The sequence below is a fragment of the Beijerinckia indica subsp. indica ATCC 9039 genome (genome assembly GCF_000019845.1).
Classification (GTDB): domain Bacteria; phylum Pseudomonadota; class Alphaproteobacteria; order Rhizobiales; family Beijerinckiaceae; genus Beijerinckia; species Beijerinckia indica.
Genome location: NC_010581.1, coordinates 3,832,301 through 3,855,118, shown reverse-complemented (window position 1 = coordinate 3,855,118; position 22,818 = coordinate 3,832,301). Strand labels below are relative to the sequence as shown.

Below are 22,818 nucleotides of genomic sequence, written 5' to 3'. Positions count from 1 at the left end.
AGGCCAATGTCATGTTCTTCGATTTCGGAAATACATCAACATTTGACCGCAAGCGTTGCCCGCTTTTGGGGTTGATGCATGTCGCGTTTCAAGGAGAGGGAAGTATGAGCGCCAGCCATCACGATAATATTTTCAAGTCCATGGACGAGATCACCTTCGAAGGAACGATCTCGCATCAATGCGGTGTCACGATGAACGACAGTGTCGAGGCCCGTTGCATCGCCGAGGTGATGGAAACCAAGCCTGGTATCAAGGTCACTTATCTGCCGGCGATGATCCGTATTGATGGTGAGGGCAAGATCACTTTCGACATGAAAGAGATCAGCGAGGCCCTCGGGCGCGAAATGACGCCGCATTTGTTCGAGATTTCCACCTCGACTCATTATGGCGCGATGGTGATGATCGACGAAGATACTGTCGTCCTTTTTGGAGATATGGACGAAGCTGTCGAATATATGTAATCGTCGGCCTTCTCACCTGGCCATTTCGACGGATACACAGCGATAAACAGATCGGCGTGGATCGACAGAGAAAGGACAGGCGTGGTGACAAGGGGTTTCTCGTGTCACCACGATCCCTCTGGAGCGAAATCAGCGTATTCGATTGTTCCAGATGACCTTTGCCATAACGACAACAATTAATAATGACAATGATCGAAAATTCGATCAAAAATTCGGGAGGGAACATGGTCAAGCTGATGTTGCATGGGGCTGAAGCACGCGCTGCTTTGGCGCAGGGCGTAGGTAAACTCACGGCCGCCGTGGGCGGCACGCTGGGCCCGCGTGGCTTGAATGCGATCATTGATCGACCGGTCGGCGCGCCGATCATATCGCGCGACGGGGTCAGCATCGCGGAGGAGATCGAGCTTCCGTGCCGCTTTGAAAATCTTGGCGCGCAGGTCGTCCGGCAAGTCTCGAAACAGACCGAGACGGTCGCGGGTGATGGCACGACCACCGCGGTTGTTCTTGCCAATGCGCTGATCCAGGAGGGCGTCGGCCTTCTGGCCTCGGGGGGAGCCGTGGCGGTTGATCTCATCCAGGGACTCGACGAAGCCGAGGAAGCGATGATCGAGGCACTGGTTGCGGAGGCCAGGCCGCTTTCTGGCGGGCGCGAATTACGCTGCATCACCACCATTGCGGGCAATGATCGCATTGTTGGCGATTTGTCGGCGAAGGCTCTGGAAGCGGTGGGCAGTGAGGGGCTCATCACTGTCGAGGATGGTCCTGATTGGCGTGATACACTTGAGATCCTCGAAGGCTTTACCTTTGATCGCGGTTATGTCTCCCACCATATGATCACCGATGTTCCGACCATGCGGGCCGTGCTCAACGACGCCTATATTTTCTTGACGGATCAGAAGATCAGACGGTTCGAGGAGATTGCTTCCCTCGTTGACACCCTTGTTGCGAAGGATGCTTGCCTCCTTATTCTGGCCGAGGAAGTGGATGCGACGGTGCTCGTCGGTTTGCTTGCGACACAGACCAAGGGACGCGGCCGTTTCGTCGTGGTCAATCCGCCGGATTTCGGTCATTGGCGCAAAGCGATGATGGAGGATATCGGCATTCTGACCGGTGGCCGCGTGATCTCCGGTGATCTCGGCCATAGCCTGGCGCAAACGCGCCTCGAGGATCTTGGCCGTGCCGAAAAGGTCATCGTCTCCCAATTCGAAACGATGATCCTCAAGGGGCACGGATCGCCTGAGGCCGTCGTGGCGCGCCGCGCGCAGATCCAACAACAGCTGGATCAAGCGCCGCAAAATGTCGAACGCGACAAACTCGATGAGCGCATGTCGAAAATGACCTCTGGCACGGTGCGGATTCTGGCTGGCGGCGCGACGCCCGCCGAACGTCGCCGCCGCGTCCAATTGTTTGATGATGCGCTCTGTGCGGGGCGGGCTGCTCTGCGGGATGGCATTGTTTCAGGGGGCGGGACCACTTTGGTTCAGCTCGCCTCCCAGCTCGCGCCGAAAGCCAATGGCAAGACCGAACCGTCCGTCTTGAAAGGGCTTGAATTGTTCCGCTCGGCCATGCGCCGCCCGTTGGCGCAAATCGCGGAAAATGCTGGCCGTGATCCCATTTTGGTGGTGGAGACCGTCCGTCAAGCCCCCAAGGGCACGGGTTTTGACGCCCGCACCAATAAATTCGTCGATATGTTCGAGGCGGGTATCATCGACCCCGTGCGTGTCACGATCACCTCGGTGCGCAATGCAACCTCCTCGGCCAAGATGATCCTCGGCACCAATTCGCTGATCATCGACAAGCCGGAATTCGTCGATCCAACCGCGGGCCCCGCGCGCGGTGGAGGAGGGGAATTGCTCGGCCGCGCCTGAGGCCGCTCCGAGAGGAAGGACGATCGAAGAGGATCGAAATCAAAGAAAGACGAGTATTTTCGCGGGAATAGGGTGGTCAGGCCGCTCTCTCCCGCGCATGCGAAAAGCGGGGATGAAAACAAGGATTGTGGAGCCTCTTGTCAATGGCCTATTGTGGACGCTGCCTAGAATAGGGATAGTCCGCGTAAAGATCGGAAATCCTTAATAAAAACAAGGCGCATGAGGAAACAATTGTCGCAAGGAGCGTCCAACGTGGTCATTCTCGGCAAGAGTAACAAGCAGACTGGGCCGGAACAATGGGCCGGTGAGATCAGCCCCGCCTCAGAACATCTCATCATGCGTGCCTGGGAGGATTATCTGACTGCCGAGGCCGAAGAACCGCAGGTACGCGACATTGTCGCCAATTCCTGGAAGCGCTGTTCCGCGATCGGCATCGATCCTCAGCGGCCGGGTTCTTGCGCCATCCTCGAGACTGTGGAGTTCGAGCGACGTCTGCGCGGCAGCAAAGTCCTTTTGAATGCCGCCTCGGACATTCTCGAAGAAGCCAACACGCTTTTCGAGGGGACCGGCTCCATGTTGCTTTTGACGGATGTCGATGGCGTCATTCTGCGGGCTATCGGTGATACCAAGACGATCGACGCCGGGCACGATATCAATCTCGTTGTCGGTGCCGACTGGAGTGAAAACAAGGCCGGCACGAATGGCATCGGCACGACGCTCGCCTCGCATCGTCCCGTCCTCATCTATGGACCGGAACATTTCTGTTCGCTCACCAAGAACTGGACCTGCGTCGGTTCGCCGGTGCGGCATCCGCTGAGCGGCGAAATTTTGGGCCTGGTCGATATGTCGGGTCGCAAATGTACCTTTCAGCAGCAGCATCTTGCTTTTGCGGTGATGGTGGCCCGGCGGATCGAGACGGTGCTGACGGTCCATTTCGAGATCGAGCGCCGCAAGTTGCTCGAATATAGCGCGCAGATGACACGCGGCTCCTGGAGCGATGGTGTCGTCATTGTCGATCGTTTCGGCAAAGTACTTTCTACTGATGAACAGGCCCCACGTCTTCTCGCCTTGCGCGCCACGCATGGAGAACGGCTGAGTGCGTCCCTCAATGCCGAAAGGCCTCTGTTGCGACCGAAAGGCGATGGTAGGAGTTTCGATCTTTCCGTCAGTGCCGAATATGGCATCGACGCCGATAATGTCATGCCGGTTCATCACCAGGGCGAATTGATCGGCGCCGTGATCATCGCGCCGAGGACGGCGCCTGCCGTTGCCACGGCGCTCAAGCAAAGCCGGGCTTTCGATCCGATCGTGACTGGTTGCGCCACAGTGCTTGACACGATCCAGCGCGCCCGCCGGCTGGCGGCCTATCAGGCCCCGGTGCTCATCGAGGGTGAGACCGGCGTTGGCAAGGAATTGTTCGCCCGTGCCATTCATGATGCGAGCCCCTGCGCGAGCGGTCCCTTTGTGGCCTTTAATTGCGGTGCGGTCTCGCGTGATCTGATCGCCACGGAATTGTTCGGCTATGTCAAGGGCGCCTTCACGGGCGCCGCCACAACCGGGAACATCGGCCGTTTTGAACGGGCCAACCATGGCACGCTCTGCCTCGACGAAATCGGTGAATTGCCGCTCGACCTGCAACCCTTCCTGCTGCGGGTCCTGGAGGAAGGGACGGTCTATCGCGTGGGTGATGCGACGCCGCATCCGGTCAAGGTCCGCCTTATCGCCATGACCAATCGTGATCTCCGCGAGGAGGTGGAAAAGGGCCGCTTCCGCCGCGATTTGCTCTATCGGTTGAATGTCTCGACCCTGCGCGTACCACCCCTGCGCAAGCGGCAGGGTGATGCGGTGCTGCTCGCCCAGCATTTCCTTGATCAATTGAGCAAGAAACATGGGTTCGGCTTACGCCGTTTCGCGCCCGATGTGCTTGACCTGTTCAAGACCTATGGATGGCCGGGCAATATCCGTGAACTCCGCAATGCTGTGGAAAGCGCGCTTCTGCTCTGTGATACGCCGGTCATCGGCCGCGGCTGGCTGCCCGATGCGATTTTGGAGGACCATGCGGCCCAGGCTGCCCCTGCGCAGCCAGTGGCGACACAGCCCATTTTCATGCCGCCGGGACCCATGGCCTATGAGGCTACGGGCTATCCGCCGGGCATCGCCACGCCGCGCGGCAGTGATCTTCGCGCCATGGACAAGGCGCATATTTTGAGTGTGCTCGAACGCTATCAGTGGAACATCAGTTTGAGCGCGGGTGCGCTCGGCATTGCGCGCAGCACGCTTTACCGCCGCATGCAGGCCTATGGAATAGACATGCATCGTTAAGGCTTGAGGCGGGAAAGCATCAAGCCCTGCTATGTATGCGTATTCAGGACCGCCTGATGCATTGTCAAACGAAGAGAGTATCGGATGCGCGCCCCTGCGAAAGTCCGATACTTTCAAGACTGGGAAGGTTAGGGAGCCTGAATATGTGCAAGATTTCCCAAGAATTGGAGGCGGCTTCCTATATCTGCCAGACACGCTCGATTCGACTTGGCGGGCATGTCACGTCGATCCGGCTCGAAACTCTGTTCTGGCGCATCCTTGAGGAGATCGCGGCTTTGGAGGGCACGTCGCTCGGGCGTTTTCTCACCAAGTTGCATGATGACAGCCTCGAATTTCGCGACGGCATCGGCAATTTTACGGCCTATCTGCGCTGTGCCTGCATTTATCATGTCGCGACGCGCCGAGAGAGGGCTCACCAAGAAAGTCACAAGGAGCCGGTGCCGGAGACCACCCTGATGCCTCTTGCGGCGCGTGGAAATGCGCGAATCAAAACCTTCGAGCCCTATCCGGCTTGATCTGTTTTGATTGTGTGGCGCGCGCGCCTGTCTCCTTGAGAAAGAAGCTCAGGATGATCGCCAGGGCGACACCGCCGATCAAGGGCGTGAAGGCCATGCGGAATGTGTCCATGGTCATCTGACCTTCGTCGCGCCGCATGAGGGCGGAGACGACGGGCGACATCAGTCCAGTGGTCAGGAAGACAAGGAAATTCATCACGCCAGCAGCCGTGCCTTTGACCTGTGGAATATTGGCTTCCTTGATGACCGAGAAGGGGATCATCGCGGCACCCGAGGCAATGCCCAGGAGCAGAGCCACCGAGTAAGGCGGCAAGACGCCGACCGGCACGGAAATGGCGGTGAGGCAAGAGACGAGAAGAATTCCGGAGCCGATGATCAGGACCGGCTTGCGGCGGCCGATCCGATCCGAAATATAACCGAGCAAGGGACAGCCGATGACCCAGCCGATCGGCACCATTGAGACATCCGAGGCCGCGAAAGCCATGGTCGTGTGCTCGCCCTGGTGCAGCATGGGCGTGCCCCAGACCAAAGCGCCGATGGTCGTCGGCACGAACAACAGGCCGCCGATCATTCCCGCGAACCAGCTTTGCGGATTGGAGAAGACGGTTCTGAAGGGCGCCAGAAAGCTCGCCACGGACAGCGTGCCATGATGCTCGGCGCTGTCCCCCTTGTCTCGCGGCATGACGAGCCAGGTCGCCGCGGCAAGGACAAAGCCGAGCACGGCGAAGCCCAGCCAGACATGCTGCCATGCGATGTGGAATGAACCCGTCGGATCGATCAGGAATTGCACCGGCTTCGAACCGAAGGCCGCGCCCGCCATGCCGAGACATTGGGTGAAACCCACGAAAATCGCCAGCATGCTGGCTGGCAGATAACGGGCCGCCACATAGGACGAGCCAATGAACGCGAAGATCGCGCCGATCGCCTGCAGGACGAAGCCGATCATGCCGGCGCTCTCACTCCCCTGGGCAAAGACGACACTGCCGATGCCGACGACGGCGATGCCGGCCGGGATCGTTGCATGCGCGCCATAACGATCGAGCAGCACGCCTGCCAACAGCGCCATCACGGCATAGGCGATATAATAGGCGGAGATCATCGCGCCGATATGATTGCCACCCCAGGCTTGCGTCAATTGCTCCTGCATGACGCCCGGCGCGGACCGCACGGCATATTGGTAGAAATAAAAGATCGCGCACAGGAGCCAGGCGAGGAAATAGAGCGGTTGCAATGTCGCCGGCTGCGAAGGCGCCGCCGCTGCCTGGGAAGGAATTTGTTCCGCCGTCGTAATGGACATTGTCTGCCTTGTATGCGGGAAGACCGATCGGGAATTGGAAGCATCGGGCGTTGACGTCAACGTCCGATGCACAAGCCTTTTTTTAGGCTGAAAGATATTGAGCCTATTTTGCCGGCGGGCGCGCATTGGCCGTCGCCACCCGACGGCCCCAGGAAATCAATTCGCTGGTGCAATCGTCGCGATCGATCACGCATTCGATCAGGGTCGGTCCGGCTTTATTGGCGAGAGCTGCCTTGATGGCATCGGCGAGTTCGCCACCATTGGTCGCGCGGAAGCCCTTGCCCTTGCCTTCGTCGGCGTTGAAGACCTCGATAATGCCGGCATAGTCCCAATTCTTGATATTGTTATAGGGTCCGTCGTGGATCTCGACCTCGATCGTGTATCCGTGATTGTTGATGAGGAAAATGATCACCGGCAAATTGCGACGGACCATTTGCGCGACTTCCTGCGCGGTCAATTGGAAGGAGCCGTCACCGACCATGGTGACGATGCGGCGGTCCGGTTCGGCCACGGCATAACCGAAGGTCGCGGGAATCGACCAGCCGATATGGCCCCATTGCATCCCGAATTCGACGCGGGCGCCATGCGGCAGTTTCATGCGCATGGCGTTGAACCAGGAATCCCCGGTTTCCACCACAAGCGTCGTATTTTCGGTGAGCACGGTCTCGATCTGGCGCGCCATTTCAGCCCGCATCAATTTCGCTTTCGGATCGGCCGCAATGGTCGGCGCAACCGGACGCACGACGCGGTGAAATTCCACCATGGTCGCATTCTTCTTCACGCCCTTCAGGCGTTCGGTGAGGGTGGCGAGAAATTCCTTCAAGGTGATGCCGTTGAAAGCATGGTCCGTGAGTGTGATTTCGTCTTTGTCCGCGACGAGGACATTCGGTCCCTTCGGCCAGGCGGTCCAGCCAACCGTGGAATAATCATTGAAGACGGGTCCAAGGCATAAAATACCATCCGCCCAATCGACGATTTCCTTGACGCCGGCGCTGCTGACCTCACCCCAATAAGTACCGATATAATGCGGATGATCTTCGGGAAAGAAGCTTTTGGCGGCGGCCATCGTGGCGACAGCACACTCCAACGCGTCGGCGAGCTTGATGGCTTCCGCCTCGGCGCCGGCTGCGCGCAGCTTGCTGCCAATCAGCAAAACGATCTTTTCCCGCTTCGACAGAAATTCGACCGCGGCCTCGACAGCCGCGTTGACAGTCGCGCTATCACTCGGTGTCGTCGGCAGGAGCGCACTCACGGGGCCGGGAGCGGCGCAGGGAAGGCCCGAGACATTGCAGGCAATCTCGATATAGGCCGGTTTCTTTTCGCGTAAGGCCGTGCGGATCGCATGATCGATCAGCGTCGGCGCGTGATCGGGAGAAATGATCGAGACCGCAGCACAAGTGATTTTCTTGGCGAGTTCCAATTGATAAGTGTAGTCGGTTGTGCCGATTGTATGATGCAGGACGTGACCACTGCCATGATCATTTGAGTTCGGCGCGCCGGAAATCAGGATGAGCGGCAGATTTTCGGCATAGGCGCTGCCGACTGCATTGAAGGCGGAGATCGCGCCGACGCTGAAGGTCACTACGGCGGCGGAAGCGCCATTGGCACGGGCATAGCCTTCGGCGCTAAAGCCGCAATTGAGCTCGTTGCAGCAATAGACCTGTTCCGTGCCCTTCACCGTCAGCAACTGATCGAGGAGGACGAGATTATAATCACCGGCTACCGCGAAATGATGTTTCAAGCCGATCTGCGCCAGACGCTCGCCCAAATAGCTGCCAACCGTATAAGTCATTCTTACCTCGCATGAATTGGAGATTGTCGCGGGAAATAGGTGGGACCGGGAAGGGACGACGAGGCCATGTTTATGGTTCGTGTCGGGACGCTTTCCCGATACGTCGTCGAAACTCCCGGAAAATAGCATCAACAAGGATTTCCAGTGTGTCTGGCATCCAGATTCTAGAGGAGTGCGGACAGATCGAGGACGCCCATCAAACGAGTCTTGTCGATGCCCTTTGTAAACATCCAAGGCCAGAATGATCTTGAGTCATGATCGATCAGCAACGTGAATCGAAAGGGAAGCGGATAATGGAGACGGTCTGTTCCAAAACGCGCGGATCTGCAGGCCGTCACCCATTATGGGATTCGGAGAGGAACGGATGAGACCAGCAAAGGTTCTAGGCGGGAAACATTCTAACGTGGTTGTGATCCATTGAGATCATTGCCGTACATTTTTGACATCCGTCACCTGCTCAATCGCCACAGTGACACAATCACCCCGAGGATTGCGTCTCCCGGGCTTCAAAAAGTCGGATTTCTGTTTCTCGTTGATGACCGCGATCAGCGCGCCACGCTGTCTTGATACATGTCCGTCCCGGAAAGGCTATTCAACTTTTCCGGAGGTCATGTTTTCGATTGCGAAATAACGCAGGAGCGGCATGGGGACCATGCACGAAATGGTCGCTGTGCTTAAGAAGCCGCTGGTCTCTTGGAAAGAAGGCTCCTGCGGCATGGGATGCGCAGTGTCACGACAACGCTATTATTGAAATGGGAAATAGCGGAAGGTGACATAAAGCGTATTGCCTTCCGTATTCGGCCGCAGGACCTGTCCCGTACCATTATTGCCGGCAAAGGCATATTTATGGATATAGGTATATTGCAAGCCACTCATCAAGCTGCCGTATCTGCCTTTCAGCATGTGCCACCAGCCGCCCAGCGTGAAGCTGGTCAGGGTCTGCAATTGCGCGTTACAGGTCGCAAACACAATATTGCAACCGGCGAGATTGAGATTGTTCGCGCCATAGCCGTTTTCGGCATTGCCGGGGCCAAAATAGGTGCGTCCTTTGGCCGTCTCGATACCGCCATAGGCATAAAGCAAGAGATCATCGCGCGGATGACCGATGAAACCGATGGAGGCGATCAGTTCGGGAATGGGAGAGGGACTGCCGTCCGCATTGAAGGTCGCATCCGGAATGAGCGAGGGGCCATAACGTCCAATCCCCTTGCCGACGAGAATATTGCCAGTGAAATCGAGCTTGGACATGATGGGGATCGTCGTGCCGGCGCCGATGCCGCCAGCGAAGACGGTTTTCGTGCTTAAGCTGGGTGAGCCATAGGGCAGAGCCAGCGACCGGAACCAGCGGCCGAGACCAAAGACCTCATAATGGCCGAAGGATGTATTGGCTGCCCCCTTGAGAATAATATCCGGCGCCGCGTCGAAACTGTAACGCGTCAACGAGTTCAAGAGCACGCCGCCCGCATTGTTATAGACGACCCGCGTTCCGCCCGCGCTTCCGAAAGCCGGTGGCAGGACATCACCCGACGCGGTGGTCGGCGAAAAAGCATAATTGGCTTGCGATTCTTCCGCCGAGAGGCCGATCCAATATTTCTGATCGAAATCCTTGACCAATCGCATCTGCGGCACACGGGTGAAGACGATGCCGGGGATTTGATTATTGTCCACGACGGGAGGAACTTGTTCCTGCCGCGGCAACAGGGCCTTGGTATAATTGGTTGCAAGGCTCCACGCTTGTCCGGCAATAAAATGGAAACCCATTTCATTGTCGTCATAGCTCATATAAGCTTGGCGTATGCGGGCATTATAGCCGCTAATCTGATAACTATTCGCGGTGCCTGCGGCGCCGCCGAAATCCGCTTCGATATAGCCGCCGAGGGTTCTGTGATCGTCGATCTCGCCCTTGGCCAGGGCGCTGAGGCGCGTCAATTGCCCGGAGATACGATATTCACTGGTATGGGCGTTGGGATCGTTGAAATAGGGCGTGCTGCCCCATGCGGTCGCCGGGCCGCTGGTCATGTTCTTGTCGCGATAGATGTTCGACAATTCGATGAAACCGCCGAGCGTCAGGGAAACGCCGCCGATGGTCAAAATCGGAGGCAGCGAATCCACGGCGGTCTGCGTGATCGCCGCCGGGCTCGATGAGCGAAGATTGATGGCCGAGTTGTGCTTGTGGTTGTCTGGCAGCGTGATCGCGAAGGGCGTCGCGATAGGAGTGGGTTGGACAGGCGCCGTGGGCTGGGCTCCATTCTGGGTTGGCGTCCCTCCCGCTGATTGCGGGACCTGGCCGCGCGGCGCGGCGGTCTGGGGCTTGGCCTGTTTTGCCTCAAGGATCCGGACCTTGGCCTGCAAGCGCCGCATTTCTTCCTTGAGAACCCGAATGTCGTCTTGATCATCGCAGCGTCCCTCTGACGCGGACAGGAAGACAACAGAAAACGCGGCAGTGGCAGCCATGACAATCCGGGATTGCAAGCGCTCAGGTCCTTCCCATTTGATGCATTGTTCGATCAAGCCAGCGGGTTTGCGACCCTTGTTCCCGGATACGCGGATTTTCCGTCCCCACACGCTCTAGTCGTGTACGCCTCGGAAAACAGCTCGACCTATGCCATTGGCTATAAATCAAACTCACAGCACGACGAATTAAAAAATGGCTGGAATGGATCACATTCAGTAAATTTTAATGAGTGGTAGAGCGGTTAAAACTTGCCTCCGAAATGCGAGATGCCGCGATTTGATGGAGTGCAATCGAAACGAAGAGGGCTGTTTCGATCTGCGTCCCTTCGCTTCCCGTCAAAATCGGTTTTCATCAAACTCAGAGCCTTTCTCGTTCGGGCGCTGCGGAAGGGGCTTGAAAATGGGCTTGGCGCAGGCGGCTCAGCCAGCCCGAGTTGTTCCCGCGCTTCATTATGCATCTATAGGTTGTGCGTAGCTTGCCGGCACTCGGCTGTGCCCCCTGCATCATTTCAAGCGCATTATACATATCTATTTGATATTCATGTAATTTATGGAGAAAGCAAAAAGAGGATTCGCTTTTTGACGCGAAAAATACAACCAAAAGTTAATAAACCAGGTTGTATTACAACCTAAAATTGTTACGATGGCTCATCGAACTGACGATTCGGGGGCTAGCATGCTGGTAATCATTGATGAGCGGGAAATCGTGACCTCGGGATATGTGTCCCGCTTCGCGAATGAGGGGATTTCCTCGACGGGATTTCGGCCGGAGGAATTTGGCGATTGGGTCAGGAGTGCCGCCGAGACGGATTTATTCGCCGTGGAAGCGTTCCTGCTTGGCGATTGTCAGGAACGCCAGGGTCTGCCCAAAATTATCCGCGAACGCTCGCCGGCTCCACTTATCGCCCTCAACGACACCGCCTCACTCGAACAGACCTTGAGCCTTTTCGCGGCTGGCGCCGATGATGTCGTTCGCAAGCCAGTCCATGTGCGGGAGATTCTGGCACGGGTTGGCGCGATCAAGCGCCGTCATGAAGAGCGGCAGGATTCGACCCTGATCGGGGACCTGCGCGTATTTTTTGACGGCCGTGATCCTGAGGTGAAAGGATCCACGCTACAATTGCCCCGGCGAGAGAGAAGGATTCTGGAATATCTGGTCAATAATCGCGGGCGGCGGGTCAGCAAGACGCAAATCTTCAATTCGATCTATGGCATTTTCGACGAGAAGATCGAGGAGAATGTCGTCGAAAGCCATATCAGCAAATTGCGCAAGAAGCTGCGTCGGCAGCTCGGCTATGATCCCATCAATTCAGTCCGTTATCTCGGTTATTGTTTCGAAGATAGCCGGGTGTAAGGCGCGATAATCGCGTGAAATCACCAGAGCCCCATCTCATCAGGCGCCAGCCTCACCCATTTTTCGTCATTTTCTTGATCGGCTAAGCTTCGGCTTTCATTGTCTTTTTGTCGCACCAATCTAGCGCAAGCTTAGAAGCGCCATAATTTCTCGGCAAGAACCCAAAATGGCTAAGCCGCTTTCGTGGCCGGTTAAGGATGCTTTCACCACGTTTGCGTAATCTACGCCGTGCGTTTGACGCGATTGAACATGACGTTAATAACAGGTGAACGTTGAGTTATCTCGCCCCTCCGCCCATGCCCTATCCCGTTATTGTGACCAAGGATGTTGGCGGCTATGTCTCGGAATATCAGGCCCAGACGGAACTCTATCGTACGACGGCCCGCGAGGTGCGGTTGCATGAATGCCGTTCGGCCTGCACTTTGGCGCTCAGCCTGCCCAATGTCTGCGTCTATCACGACAGCGTCCTGAAGTTTCACCTCGCCTATGATCCGCGCAATCACCAAAGCAATTACGGTGTTTCGCAGCAATTGTTCAGTTCTTATCCGGCGCCCGTACAGGCTCGCCTTGGCGGCCTCACGCGCGATTATCGCGTATTGCGCGGCGCGGAATTGATCGCGCTCGGCATTCGTGATTGTGATGCGCCTCGTGGGCCACATCCCGCCGAGCCGAAGATCATGCTGGCCTCCGCCGCTCCTGCGCGCACCACGCTGTCTAATGCACCACACCAACCGGGGTCAGAGGATACGCTCTCGAGTCTTTATAATGGCGTGATGTCGGCTTTGGGTATTGGCGAGGATTCCGCGTCGCGCAACAATTACGCGCCAGTGCGGGCGCGCCCGCAACCGCTGCCGGCGCAGCCCGGATTGCTCAGTGCACAGGTTCCGGTCCCGCCCACGCGGCCGATCGAGATCGGTACGCAATTGGCGGCGGTGCGAACGGATAACGTCGAGACTGGCAATTCCAATATGGATGGTTTGCAGGGCGTGGGCTTTGAGGCGCCTTCCCCGCCACGCCGTCCCGACTTGAACGATCTTGCTTATACGGTCTCGGTCTCCTTGCCCCAGGTCATGCGCGGAGCGCAGCCCATTCTGCCGGCGGCCTTCGTCTCTTATGCTGATCTGGCGCGAGCACGCGATCGTTTCGCCAGCGCGCCTTCCCTGATCGCGATCAAGGACGTCTCGGCGCATGAACTCCTTTTCACCCCTTCAGATCTTTGAGTTCCATGCCGCTGCGGTGTCCCTTGACCTTTGAATAAGAAGCTGAACGATCACGAACGCCGGCTCGGCTCGTCCATAGAGTTCGCATCATAGGAAGGCTGTGCCGTCCGGCATGCGTCTCGCTTCGCTATTCCTTTTGAAAGGGGCAACAGCAACCGCTTTCTCAAGAAGCACCCCTTTCAGGGGCGATGCGAGAGAAGATTGCTCCGCGTTCGATTGCACAAGCGATGTTGGTTTCATTTGAAAGCCAAATACGGGAAGGGTTCAGCGGCCATTCTCAAAACCGTCAGAGCGCTCATCCCATTCGCAAGCTCCTGCAGGATCCATAATCCTGGCTTCACCCTTGAATGCCTTGGCCCTATGGTCAGGACAGCTAAACGCTGGGACAAACCAGTGGGCAGCAAAGGTGCAAGGAACGGGCGATGTCGTTGAAGATCGAAGATTATGCGTTGATCGGCGATTGTGAGACGGCGGCGCTCGTCGGGCGTGATGGTTCGATCGATTGGCTATGCTGGCCGCGTTTTGATTCCGGCGCCTGTTTCGCCCAATTGCTCGGTGGTCCGGACAATGGACGCTGGCTCATCGCGCCGGGCGATCCTTCGGCCAGGATCAGCCGGCATTATCGCGATGGCACCTTGATCCTGGAAACCCTCATTGAAACGGATGAGGGAGCGGCGATCGTCATTGATTGCATGCCGTTGAAAATTCGCGGCTCGCATGTTGTGCGCATCGTGCGTGGTCTACGCGGCACGGTAAAATTCAAGACAGAATGGATCGTTCGTTTCGAATATGGATCAATCGTGCCCTTGATCCGGCGGCATGAGGATGGCGGATTGCATGCGGTCGCGGGACCCGATCGGGTAATCTTGCGCACACCTGTCATGCTGGAACCGCAAGGGGCCGATCCGAGAGCGACCTATGGCGCTGAGTTTGACGTCGTCGCGGGCGAGAGCGTGGATTTCACTTTGAGCCATGTCTTGTCCTATGCCGATGTGCTGCGCCCAATCGATCCCGAAAAAGCTTTGGAACAGACGGATCGAACCTGGACCGCCTGGACTGGCCTTGGAAACTGGGGGAAGGGCACGCGCGGGCAGGAAGTCTGGACGCCGACGATCCAACGTTCCCTCGTGACCTTGCGGGGCCTGATTTTCCAACGCTCTGGTGCAATCATCGCGGCGCCGACAACTTCATTGCCGGAGCAATTGGGTGGGACCCGCAATTGGGATTATCGGTTTTGTTGGCTCCGCGATGCGACCTTCACTTTGCTCGCCTTGATGAATACCGGATACACGAATGAAGCCGTCAAATGGCGAAGCTGGCTGGTGCGGGCACTCGGGGGTGAACCATCGCAGGTCCGTATCCTTTACAGCGTCGGCGGTGAACGTCATCAGCCCGAATCCATCCTTCCCTGGCTCGCGGGCTATGAAGGCGCGCAACCGGTGCGCATCGGCAATGGAGCGGCTGGTCAATTGCAGCTCGATCTCTATGGCGAAGTGCTCGATGCGCTCTACCAGAGCCGGCGGCACGGTTTGGTGCAGGATGATGTTGATTGGCCGTTGCAATGCGCCTTGCTCACGCATCTGGAAACGATCTGGCGGGAGCCTGATGACGGGATTTGGGAAGTCCGCGGTGGTCGCCAACATTTCACTTATTCCAAGGTGATGTGCTGGGTGGCTTTCGACCGAGGCGTCAAGAGCATCGAACAATTCGGTCTGCCGGGGCCTCTCGATCATTGGCGCGATTTGCGTGCGATGATCCATGCGGAAATTTGCGAGAAGGCTTATGACGCGGAGATCGGTGCCTTTACCCAAAGCTATGGATCGAAACTACTCGACGCTAGTACTTTGCTTCTCGGGCTCGTCGGCTTTCTGGCCGTGGATGATCCACGCTTGCGCGGCACAGTCACAGCGATTGAACGCGATTTGCTGCGCGATGGATTGGTATGCCGGTATAACACAAACGAAACCCTTGACGGCTTACCGCCCGGAGAGGGTGTTTTTCTCGCCTGTAGCTTCTGGCTTGTCGATAATTTCATCCTGCTCGGACGGATCGATGAGGCAAAGGCTTTGTTCGAGCGGCTTCTCAGCCTTGCCAATGATCTCAGCCTCCTATCCGAGGAATATGACACGACAACGCACCGGCTCGTTGGCAATTTTCCGCAAGCCTTCTCGCATATTGCCCTGGTCAATTCTGCCTGCAATCTGGCGCATGTGGCAAAACCCCTGGAACAGCGTACCGGTTGTTCGATGCAGAGCAGGATGCTGTGATGCGTGTCTGTTGTTGAGATCAGCGAATGCCTTCAAAGGAAGTGGTTGGGAGGCAGGGTGCTGTCTTTGCCAATAGCCCTCAAACTCTGGGCGGTACCAGGGAAATATCGAGACTGATCATCTCGTGATCCGATAACGGATTGCCCGCTTCGTCGACGGCCGGCCAGATTTGTGGATTGGACACTTCAAGTCCCTTGGTGAAGAACCAGTCGATGCGGCGAAGCACCGGCGGCGGCCGTCCGTCGTCGAGCCGGCGGCGTGTCTGGCCCCTGTCATTGCCGCGCAACCATTCGAAACCGGCCTCGCGCAAGGAGGTAAACATGGGCTCGAAGATTTCCGGCGCCTCGAACCAGTCAGGATGGGACGCCATGCCGTCGATATCGGGCAGAGTGGCCGTATTGAAATCGCCGGCAATGACGACATGATCGGCCTGACCCCGTTTGGCCAACTCTTCAAGGATCAGATCGATCTGGGCGCGCCGTCCTTCCGGTTTCGTCAATGTCTCGAAATGCGTGCTGATGAAGAGAATATTCATATGCGCGCATTCGATCGAGGTCAGGATCGCATTGCGTCCGCCAATGCGCCGGTGGTGCCAGTTGAGACCGTACCAGATCGTGCCATCATCAAGCGGCAGAAGCGCATTGTCCCGCATCGGCAAGGGACTGAGGATGGCATTGCCATGCAGGCCAAGAATATTCTTTTGTCCCTTGAAACGCTCTTCTTCCTCTGGAGTGCCGAGGCCGAATTCGATGAATTCGACACCAAAAAGATAGCCCGTGCCGAGCTTTTTGGCGAGTTCGCGCGTCGTATGCAGATTGCTGGAACGGGCCATGCCATTGTCCATCTCGGAGAGGAGACAGATATCAGCGCCGCTCCGCCGCAGGAGAGCCTCTGAGGCCTCGACATGTTTACAGCGCTCAAGATTCCAGGCTGCAACGCGCAGGCTCGGCTTGATGAAAGTCTCGGCAGTGCCTGAAGGCTGGTGTAGTTCAAGCGTATGGAGCACATCGGCTTGCGCGACGAGGTCTCTCGCATGGGCGGTGGTCGCGGGACCTTCGATTCCGCTCGCGAAAAAATCGGAACCAAGGGGCATCAGCGTTTCGACAGTAGGCGTCACGAGTGCGGCCATGCTTGTTCTCCTCTTTATCGACCTCCTGAGCCAACCGATCGATCACGCTGGCCACCGCTTCCTCGATCCTCCAGTGTTCTTCTTGATGCAAAGCGCATTCGCTTCGCTCTGTCTTTTTTTGAAAACGCATCAAATTGATCCCAAAAGTGGGAGCCACTTTTGGGATCAATTTGATGCTCTAGTATCCACCCTCATTGAAGCGTGACTCGCCGCGGTTCAATGAGGACAAGTGGATAAGTTTAAAAAGTGAGGTATCGAGAATCTGTGATTCTCGATACTCGGGTCACGATTTGTGCCCCTGGTCTTTGCAAGCTCTAACATCCATTCCTGGCGCGAAACTGGATGATGCGCGGGAGCCCAGGGCCTCAAGCTTTGGCTCGAGGCTTTCAAGCGCCGGACGGTCACATTGAACCGTGTCGGATGCTCTAGCTGCTGAAGCGCATCAGGTTAAGCAACATGCCTTTGAGGAAGGTCGATTCCGCACCGCCTGTCGGCGTCGTGCGTGTGATGAAATCGATTACCTTGCCGTCTTCCATGCCATAATTGGCAACACGCGTGACTTTCTTCGATTTGTCGAAGTAGACCGCGAAGACGCGTTGATCGACGAGCTTCGGCGCTAGGAATTGGAAGCTGTGATCGGTGACCTGAGTGATGTAATACCAGGCATCGCCGCCGACGGTCGATGTTGTCGAAGGCGTTCCCAAAAGCGTGAGAATCTGTTCGGCGGAAGCACCAATGCGCACTTGCTGCTGGGTTCTGGCGTCGAGCTGATAGCCATGCACGATCTGCCCGTCAAAACCTAGGCAGCCGCCGAGACCCAAGCTGAGCGCCAAGCCAAGCGAGAGGGCAAGGACCTGTCGCGACCGATGCCGCGCAATACTCAGGTGATCGTATGGCATCCCTCAAAACTCCAGACAATCGTATCGGACCTCATGGGTCCTTGGATTTGATGCAGTGCATCGTTCTTTGACATTGGACTCTGGAGGAAGACTCCAGATCTTTGATAGTGCATCAAAACTATTCAGAAAGTGGCATCCCCTTCCGGTTGGATGCCATGCGCTATCCGACTCCGGCCGTCTTGGCGTATCGCGCTGATGGCCTGCGTCCTCGATCCCTTGCGTCCTCGATCCAAGGAGAGAGCCCGGCCAGAGCCTTCCTAGCGAGAATGCATAATAAGAATTCAACCGGGAAACATTGGACCCCATCCCCGGAATTGTCCGCCGCTTCAGTTGAAACTTTAATAATGGCGATGCCTAATCTTTAGCTTGTCGAAAAGCAAGATCGCCGTGCTTCCACCCGGCATGTTCTGGCTCACTTCGCCCGCCCCAATCTTCTTGAGTCTGTCCTGCCAGGGTAGGCCCCGGACGTGGAAAGGTCTGGCAAGTCGCCCGCGAACATGCTCTAAGCGAAACGTTCACGAGTATGAACGGGCGCTTTTGGGCAAAACAGAGGCGAAACCGCGAGAAAACGGTTGCGACCGTGTTGGTTTCTCTCATGACGCCCTAGTATCGAGAATCGCAGATTCTCGATCCGTCACTTTTTAAACTTATCCACTTGTCCTCATTGAACCGCGACGAGTCACGGTTCAATGAGGGTGGATACTGGAAAGTAAGATCTCCGGCCTCTCCACCTGGACAGGAGAGCATGATCAAAAGCATCGAATGGTGAAGCGATTGCGCTGAAACCGCTCCTGCTATTCTATTTTCGCCTTGGATTTCGAGATGTTTGCTTTTTTTCGCCGTTCCAGCAATCGCCGGTTGATCGATCGATTGCACGGGAAAATCGTCACGGCCGCCCGTGATCCCCGACTGTTCACGGATTATGGCGTGCCGGACACATTGGATGGCCGTTTCGAGATGGTGACGCTCCATGCGGCGCTGGTCGTGCGCCATTTGCGCCGCTTGCCGGCGCCGGCGCCCGATCTTGCGCAGGACCTCACTGATTGCCTGTTTCGCCATTTCGATCTCGCCTTGCGCGAGATGGGGGTCGGTGACACCAGCGTTCCCAAACGCATGCGCGTGCTCGCCGAGGCCTTTCTGGGGCGAAGCTTGGCTTATGAACAGGCCCTGGACGCGGGCAACGAGACAGAAATCGACGATACGATCGCTTCCCCCCTCGAAGCCGCGCTGGAACGGAATATCTATGCGAAGAGTGGCGCGGCGGACGAAGGAGCGCCTGTTCTGGAAGATCGGGGCGAAGCGGTGCGAAAGGATGAGGTTGAGCGCCTTGCCCGTTATGTGCGCCGGAATGATGCCGCTCTGGCTTCCATGCAGCTCGAAAATGTGCTGCGGGGAGACATTGCCTTTGCCTCCGCCCAGGCGGATTAAGCCGCTATCTGTCCGTCTGACCTTTGGGAGTCAAACCCAAACAGCGACTAAAGCTTTTGGATAGGTTTTATCCGATTATAAGGACTTACGGTATCACTCATCCGTTTAATCTCACGAGTGGACCTGAGAGCATTGGATCCGACCGATCCGAAAAGGGGCGGTTTTCCGATCCGCCAACCGAGATCAGGAGGCGTGCATGAAATCCCGAGCCCCGCGTGACAAACACAATAAAATGTCCACGGTTCACTCACCAGCCAAGGTTCATGCACCGGCCAAGCGTGAAGCGGCCGATCAGCCTTTCTGTTTTTCGAGACCTTTTTCCATTGAAACCTTGCCGGCTACTGGCGCCGAGGTCGAAATCGAAGCCGACGAGCGCGAACGCACGGCCCTCGCGCAGTTGGACGATCTGCCGGCTATTGGACAGCTCGTCGCGCGGTTCAAGGTGACCAAGCAAGCCAGCGGGCTCATCAATGTCCGCGGCCATCTGCAGGCGACGGTCACGCAGATTTGCGTCGTCAGCCTTGATCCATTCGACAGTGACATTGAAGCGGATGTCGATGTGGATTTCGAGGAGGAGGGTGTCGGGCCGAAGGCTCATCAGGAGGATGCCGATCGGGATCCTCCTGATTCGCTTGTCGATGGGCGAATTGATCTCGGCGCGCTCGCCGCCGAATTTTTGTCGCTTTCCCTTGATCCTTATCCAAAAAAGCCGGGTGCCCATTTCGAGGAGATCGTCGCTGACGATGGGAATGGGGCGATCTCGCCCTTTTCGGTTCTGGGCAAGCTTTCCAGGAATGAGGACAGGGAATAAGCGTCCAGGTGCAAGGGGCTGATGGCACAGGTCTTCTGGACTGGATTTCGTGCAGGATAAGGCTGCGGGAAAGCGTGCCTCAAGCCTCATACATCGAACGCCGTCTTGGAAAGACACTTTAGCATAACAGATTGAGGCCACGACGAGACAAATGTATCGGGAATGGGTTCCACCACGCGCCGCTTCGCGCTAAAGCGTTCTCGCTTCCTTGTCGATTTGTCGGATGTCCCTCACATACTGACGAGAGTGAAGCGGACACCGGCCTTTCGTTCTCGATTTTGTCATGGCGTTGCATCGATCCCGGGCCTGAGGTCTGTTTTGGGATCGATAGGATGTTTGGCTGTTCATCCCAGCCTTTCGCTCAATACCGGAGTTTTGCCCTGTCATGCTGAAACCCGTTCGGATCGCGCTCGACGCCATGGGAGGGGATGTCGGGCCGCAGGCCATCATTCCCGGTGCCGCGCGCGCGCTCCAGCGCCTCGGCGATGTCCGTTTCCGGTTCTATGGGGATCGGGCGCAGGTGGAACCGCTCTTGCGCCAACATCCCGCTCTTGCCGACGTGTCGAGCGTTCATCATACCGATGTTACCGTCCGCATGGACGATAAGCCGAGTCAGGCTCTCCGGGCCGGCCGGCGGGTCTCCTCGATGTGGCAGGCGATCGAAGCGGTCAAGACTGGCGAGGCCGATGTGGTGCTCTCAGCCGGCAATACCGGCGCTTTGATGGCCATGGCCAAGGTGTGCCTGCGCATGCTGCCGGGTATCGATCGTCCAGCGATCGCCGGGATTTGGCCAACCTTGCGGGGCCGTTCCATCGTCCTCGATATTGGCGCGACGATTGGCGCCGACGCCCCTCATCTCGTCGATCTTGCGATCATGGGGGCAGCCATGGCGCGGATCGTCTTGAAAGTCGAACGGCCGAGGATCGGGCTCCTCAATGTCGGGGTCGAGGAAATCAAGGGCCTGGAGGAAGTCAAAACGGCTTCACGCCTGTTGCGGCAATTGACGCTTCCCTCCCTCGTCTATCATGGTTTCGTCGAAGGCGACGATATTGGGCGCGGCACGGTCGACGTCGTGGTGACGGAAGGATTTACGGGCAATATCGCCCTGAAGACCGCGGAGGGCACGGCCAAGCAGATCGCCCAATATATCCGCGAGGAAATGGGCCGCAGTTTTTGGTCCAAGATCGGTTATCTTCTCGCCCGCCGCGCGTTCGACGCCTTGAAGCAGAAGCTGGATCCACGCCAGATCAACGGCGGTGTCTTTCTTGGCCTTGACGGGATCGTCATCAAGAGCCATGGCGGCTCGGACACAATCGGCACCGCCAATGCGATCGAGATCAGTTACGCCATGGCGCGTTATGAGATTTTGAGCAAGATTCGCGAATCGCTCGACCTTACGAGAGAGGCGCGCGCGGCTTTGCTAGTGGAGGGGACGGGGTCCCTTGAAAGAATGGCGGCCCCGCATCGGGCACGGCAAGATGAGCTAGGTGAAAACAAGGTGGTGGGTGCAGACCAGTCGATGACAGCCAAGGCGACAGGGACGTGAGCCCTGTGTGTGGGGATGGTCGCGGGGTGGGAATTGGCGGGAGTCGAGCGACTCCTCACGATAAAGCGAGAGAGATCGGGCGTTTGGTCTCGTAAAGCCATTTTGTTCCAACCCTTGCCACATGAAAATTTGCAGCATCACGTGTTCATTCGGATTCGGGAGCGATGCTGCAAATTTTCATGATTGCATCAATTTTATCCAAACAGGGGCGCCTCTGTTTGGTTTGATGCTGCAGAGGTCTTCGTGCCGTGCTCTCGGGTCTCGACACGCATCGAGTTGCTCCCGAAAGGGCTGTCCATTAACGGGTTTGATGCTGTAGGACCCTTGCGTAAGGTCCGCGCCTTTGGTCCAGGGATTTCCAGACGTGATACAGAATATGCCAGGGCAATTGCGCTCGGTCGTGGTCGGGCTCGGCGCTTATCTTCCCAAGCGCATCGTCAGCAATGACGATATCGCCAAAATGCTCGAGACCTCAGACGACTGGATCGTGCAGCGCACCGGTATCCGGCAGCGCCATGTTGCCGGCGAAGGGGAACAGACCTCCGTGCTCGGCCTGCGAGCCGCGCAAGCGGCGCTGGCCGACGCGGGGCTCAGCGGCGCGGATATCGATCTCATCATCGTCGCCACATCGACGCCGGATTATACATTCCCGGCGGTCGCGACGCAGATCCAGGCCGCCCTGGGCATGACACATGGCGCGGCCTTCGATGTGCAAGCCGTCTGCTCCGGTTTCGTCTATGCGGTGACGACAGCCGATAAATTTCTCATTTCCGGTTCGCATAAACGGGCCTTGGTCATCGGGGCCGAAACCTTTTCCAAACTGCTCGACTGGTCGGATCGCAGCACCTGCGTCCTGTTCGGTGACGGCGCCGGCGCCATTGTGCTTGAAGCCCGGCCGGGCACAGGAAGGATCAGCGATCGCGGTGTCCTGACCTCGCAATTGCGCTCGGACGGGCGACATCTCACCAAGCTCTATGTCGATGGCGGGCCCTCGACAACTGGCACCACGGGCCATTTGCGCATGGCCGGCAGGGAAGTGTTTCGCCATGCGGTCGGCATGGTGAGCGATGTTGTCAATGCCGCCTTCGAGGCCACGGGCATTACCGGTGCCGATCTCGATTGGTTCGTGCCGCATCAAGCCAACCGGCGAATCATTGAGGCTTCCGCCGAAAAACTCGGCATTGCTCCGCATAAGGTTGTGGTGACCGTTGATCTGCACGGCAATACTTCGGCCGCGTCGATCCCCCTGGCGCTCGCCAAGGCGCGTGATGATGGGCGCATCAAACAGGGCGATCTCGTCATGATCGAGGCCATGGGCGGCGGTTTCACTTGGGCTTCCGCTTTAATTCGTTGGTAATCTACTTGTCTTGACTGCTATAAAACTATATAGATATGTTAGATCAAATGGATGCGTTAAGCGGACAGTGTTGCGATCAAGCTTGCGCGTGTAAATTC

17 protein-coding genes are annotated in these 22,818 nt (G+C 57.2%); 12 read left to right on the top strand and 5 right to left on the bottom strand.

What is annotated here, in order from left to right; translation table 11 throughout:
* Positions 1 to 104 precede the first annotated feature (104 nt).
* From BIND_RS17225 to BIND_RS17210, 4 genes are all read left to right on the top strand, one after another.
* Positions 105 to 461, top strand: coding sequence for an MmoB/DmpM family protein (locus tag BIND_RS17225; RefSeq protein ID WP_012386299.1), 357 nt, complete (start codon positions 105 to 107; stop codon positions 459 to 461).
* A 224-nt stretch (positions 462 to 685) separates the two neighbouring features.
* Complete coding sequence (gene groEL / locus BIND_RS17220; protein WP_012386298.1) at positions 686 to 2,329, top strand: molecular chaperone GroEL; 1,644 nt, start codon at positions 686 to 688, stop codon at positions 2,327 to 2,329.
* Between the two features lie 231 nt (positions 2,330 to 2,560).
* Positions 2,561 to 4,651 carry a sigma-54-dependent Fis family transcriptional regulator gene (locus tag BIND_RS17215; RefSeq protein WP_244395914.1) on the top strand — a complete coding sequence of 697 codons (2,091 nt, stop codon included), beginning with the start codon at positions 2,561 to 2,563 and terminating at the stop codon, positions 4,649 to 4,651.
* 143 nt (positions 4,652 to 4,794) lie between these two features.
* Entirely contained in the window at positions 4,795 to 5,166 is a 372-nt protein-coding gene (locus tag BIND_RS17210) for a ribbon-helix-helix domain-containing protein (protein WP_012386296.1), read from the top strand.
* Here BIND_RS17210 and BIND_RS17205 read toward each other — a convergent pair.
* The 3 genes from BIND_RS17205 to BIND_RS17195 all read right to left on the bottom strand — a co-directional run bounded on the left by BIND_RS17205 (position 5,138) and on the right by BIND_RS17195 (position 10,709).
* On the bottom strand, positions 5,138 to 6,463 hold the full coding sequence (locus BIND_RS17205) for an MFS transporter (RefSeq protein ID WP_012386295.1): 1,326 nt from the start codon (positions 6,461 to 6,463) through the stop codon (positions 5,138 to 5,140). The genes BIND_RS17210 and BIND_RS17205 overlap by 29 nt on opposite strands.
* Positions 6,464 to 6,566: 103 nt before the next feature.
* Entirely contained in the window at positions 6,567 to 8,255 is a 1,689-nt protein-coding gene (locus BIND_RS17200; RefSeq protein ID WP_012386294.1) for an alpha-keto acid decarboxylase family protein, read from the bottom strand.
* Positions 8,256 to 8,999: 744 nt separating this feature from the next.
* Positions 9,000 to 10,709 (bottom strand): hypothetical protein, encoded by a 1,710-nt coding sequence (locus tag BIND_RS17195; protein WP_012386293.1) that lies wholly within the window; start codon positions 10,707 to 10,709, stop codon positions 9,000 to 9,002.
* Positions 10,710 to 11,385: 676 nt separating this feature from the next.
* On the opposite strand from BIND_RS17195, the gene BIND_RS17190 reads away from it, so the two are divergent.
* The 3 genes from BIND_RS17190 (at position 11,386) to BIND_RS17180 (ending at position 15,550) form a co-directional block, all read left to right on the top strand.
* Complete coding sequence (locus BIND_RS17190) at positions 11,386 to 12,063, top strand: response regulator transcription factor (protein WP_012386292.1); 678 nt, start codon at positions 11,386 to 11,388, stop codon at positions 12,061 to 12,063.
* Positions 12,064 to 12,335: 272 nt separating this feature from the next.
* On the top strand, positions 12,336 to 13,283 hold the full coding sequence (locus tag BIND_RS22065) for a hypothetical protein (protein WP_012386291.1): 948 nt from the start codon (positions 12,336 to 12,338) through the stop codon (positions 13,281 to 13,283).
* A gap of 422 nt (positions 13,284 to 13,705) precedes the next feature.
* The gene (locus BIND_RS17180) at positions 13,706 to 15,550 is read left to right on the top strand and encodes a glycoside hydrolase family 15 protein (RefSeq protein ID WP_012386290.1); all 1,845 of its coding nucleotides are present in this window, start codon (positions 13,706 to 13,708) and stop codon (positions 15,548 to 15,550) included.
* 79 nt (positions 15,551 to 15,629) lie between these two features.
* Here the strand turns inward: BIND_RS17180 and BIND_RS17175 are convergent, their stop codons facing one another.
* Positions 15,630 to 16,679 (bottom strand): endonuclease/exonuclease/phosphatase family protein, encoded by a 1,050-nt coding sequence (locus BIND_RS17175; RefSeq protein ID WP_012386289.1) that lies wholly within the window; start codon positions 16,677 to 16,679, stop codon positions 15,630 to 15,632.
* Here BIND_RS17175 and BIND_RS17170 point away from each other — a divergent pair.
* On the top strand, positions 16,678 to 16,884 hold the full coding sequence (locus tag BIND_RS17170) for a hypothetical protein (RefSeq protein ID WP_041778205.1): 207 nt from the start codon (positions 16,678 to 16,680) through the stop codon (positions 16,882 to 16,884). The two genes, BIND_RS17175 and BIND_RS17170, sit on opposite strands and share 2 nt — an antisense overlap.
* 220 nt (positions 16,885 to 17,104) lie before the next feature.
* On the opposite strand, the gene BIND_RS17165 is transcribed toward BIND_RS17170, so the two are convergent.
* Positions 17,105 to 17,578, bottom strand: coding sequence for an outer membrane protein assembly factor BamE (locus BIND_RS17165; RefSeq protein WP_012386288.1), 474 nt, complete (start codon positions 17,576 to 17,578; stop codon positions 17,105 to 17,107).
* 822 nt (positions 17,579 to 18,400) lie between these two features.
* Here BIND_RS17165 and BIND_RS17160 point away from each other — a divergent pair.
* From BIND_RS17160 to BIND_RS17145, 4 genes are all read left to right on the top strand, one after another.
* Positions 18,401 to 19,006 carry a ubiquinol-cytochrome C chaperone family protein gene (locus BIND_RS17160; RefSeq protein WP_012386287.1) on the top strand — a complete coding sequence of 202 codons (606 nt, stop codon included), beginning with the start codon at positions 18,401 to 18,403 and terminating at the stop codon, positions 19,004 to 19,006.
* A gap of 196 nt (positions 19,007 to 19,202) precedes the next feature.
* Entirely contained in the window at positions 19,203 to 19,817 is a 615-nt protein-coding gene (locus BIND_RS17155) for a YceD family protein (protein WP_012386286.1), read from the top strand.
* Between the two features lie 385 nt (positions 19,818 to 20,202).
* Positions 20,203 to 21,363: a phosphate acyltransferase PlsX gene (gene plsX / locus BIND_RS17150; protein ID WP_012386285.1), complete on the top strand. Its 1,161-nt coding sequence runs from the start codon at positions 20,203 to 20,205 to the stop codon at positions 21,361 to 21,363.
* A gap of 376 nt (positions 21,364 to 21,739) precedes the next feature.
* Complete coding sequence (locus BIND_RS17145; RefSeq protein ID WP_012386284.1) at positions 21,740 to 22,720, top strand: beta-ketoacyl-ACP synthase III; 981 nt, start codon at positions 21,740 to 21,742, stop codon at positions 22,718 to 22,720.
* Positions 22,721 to 22,818 lie beyond the last annotated feature (98 nt).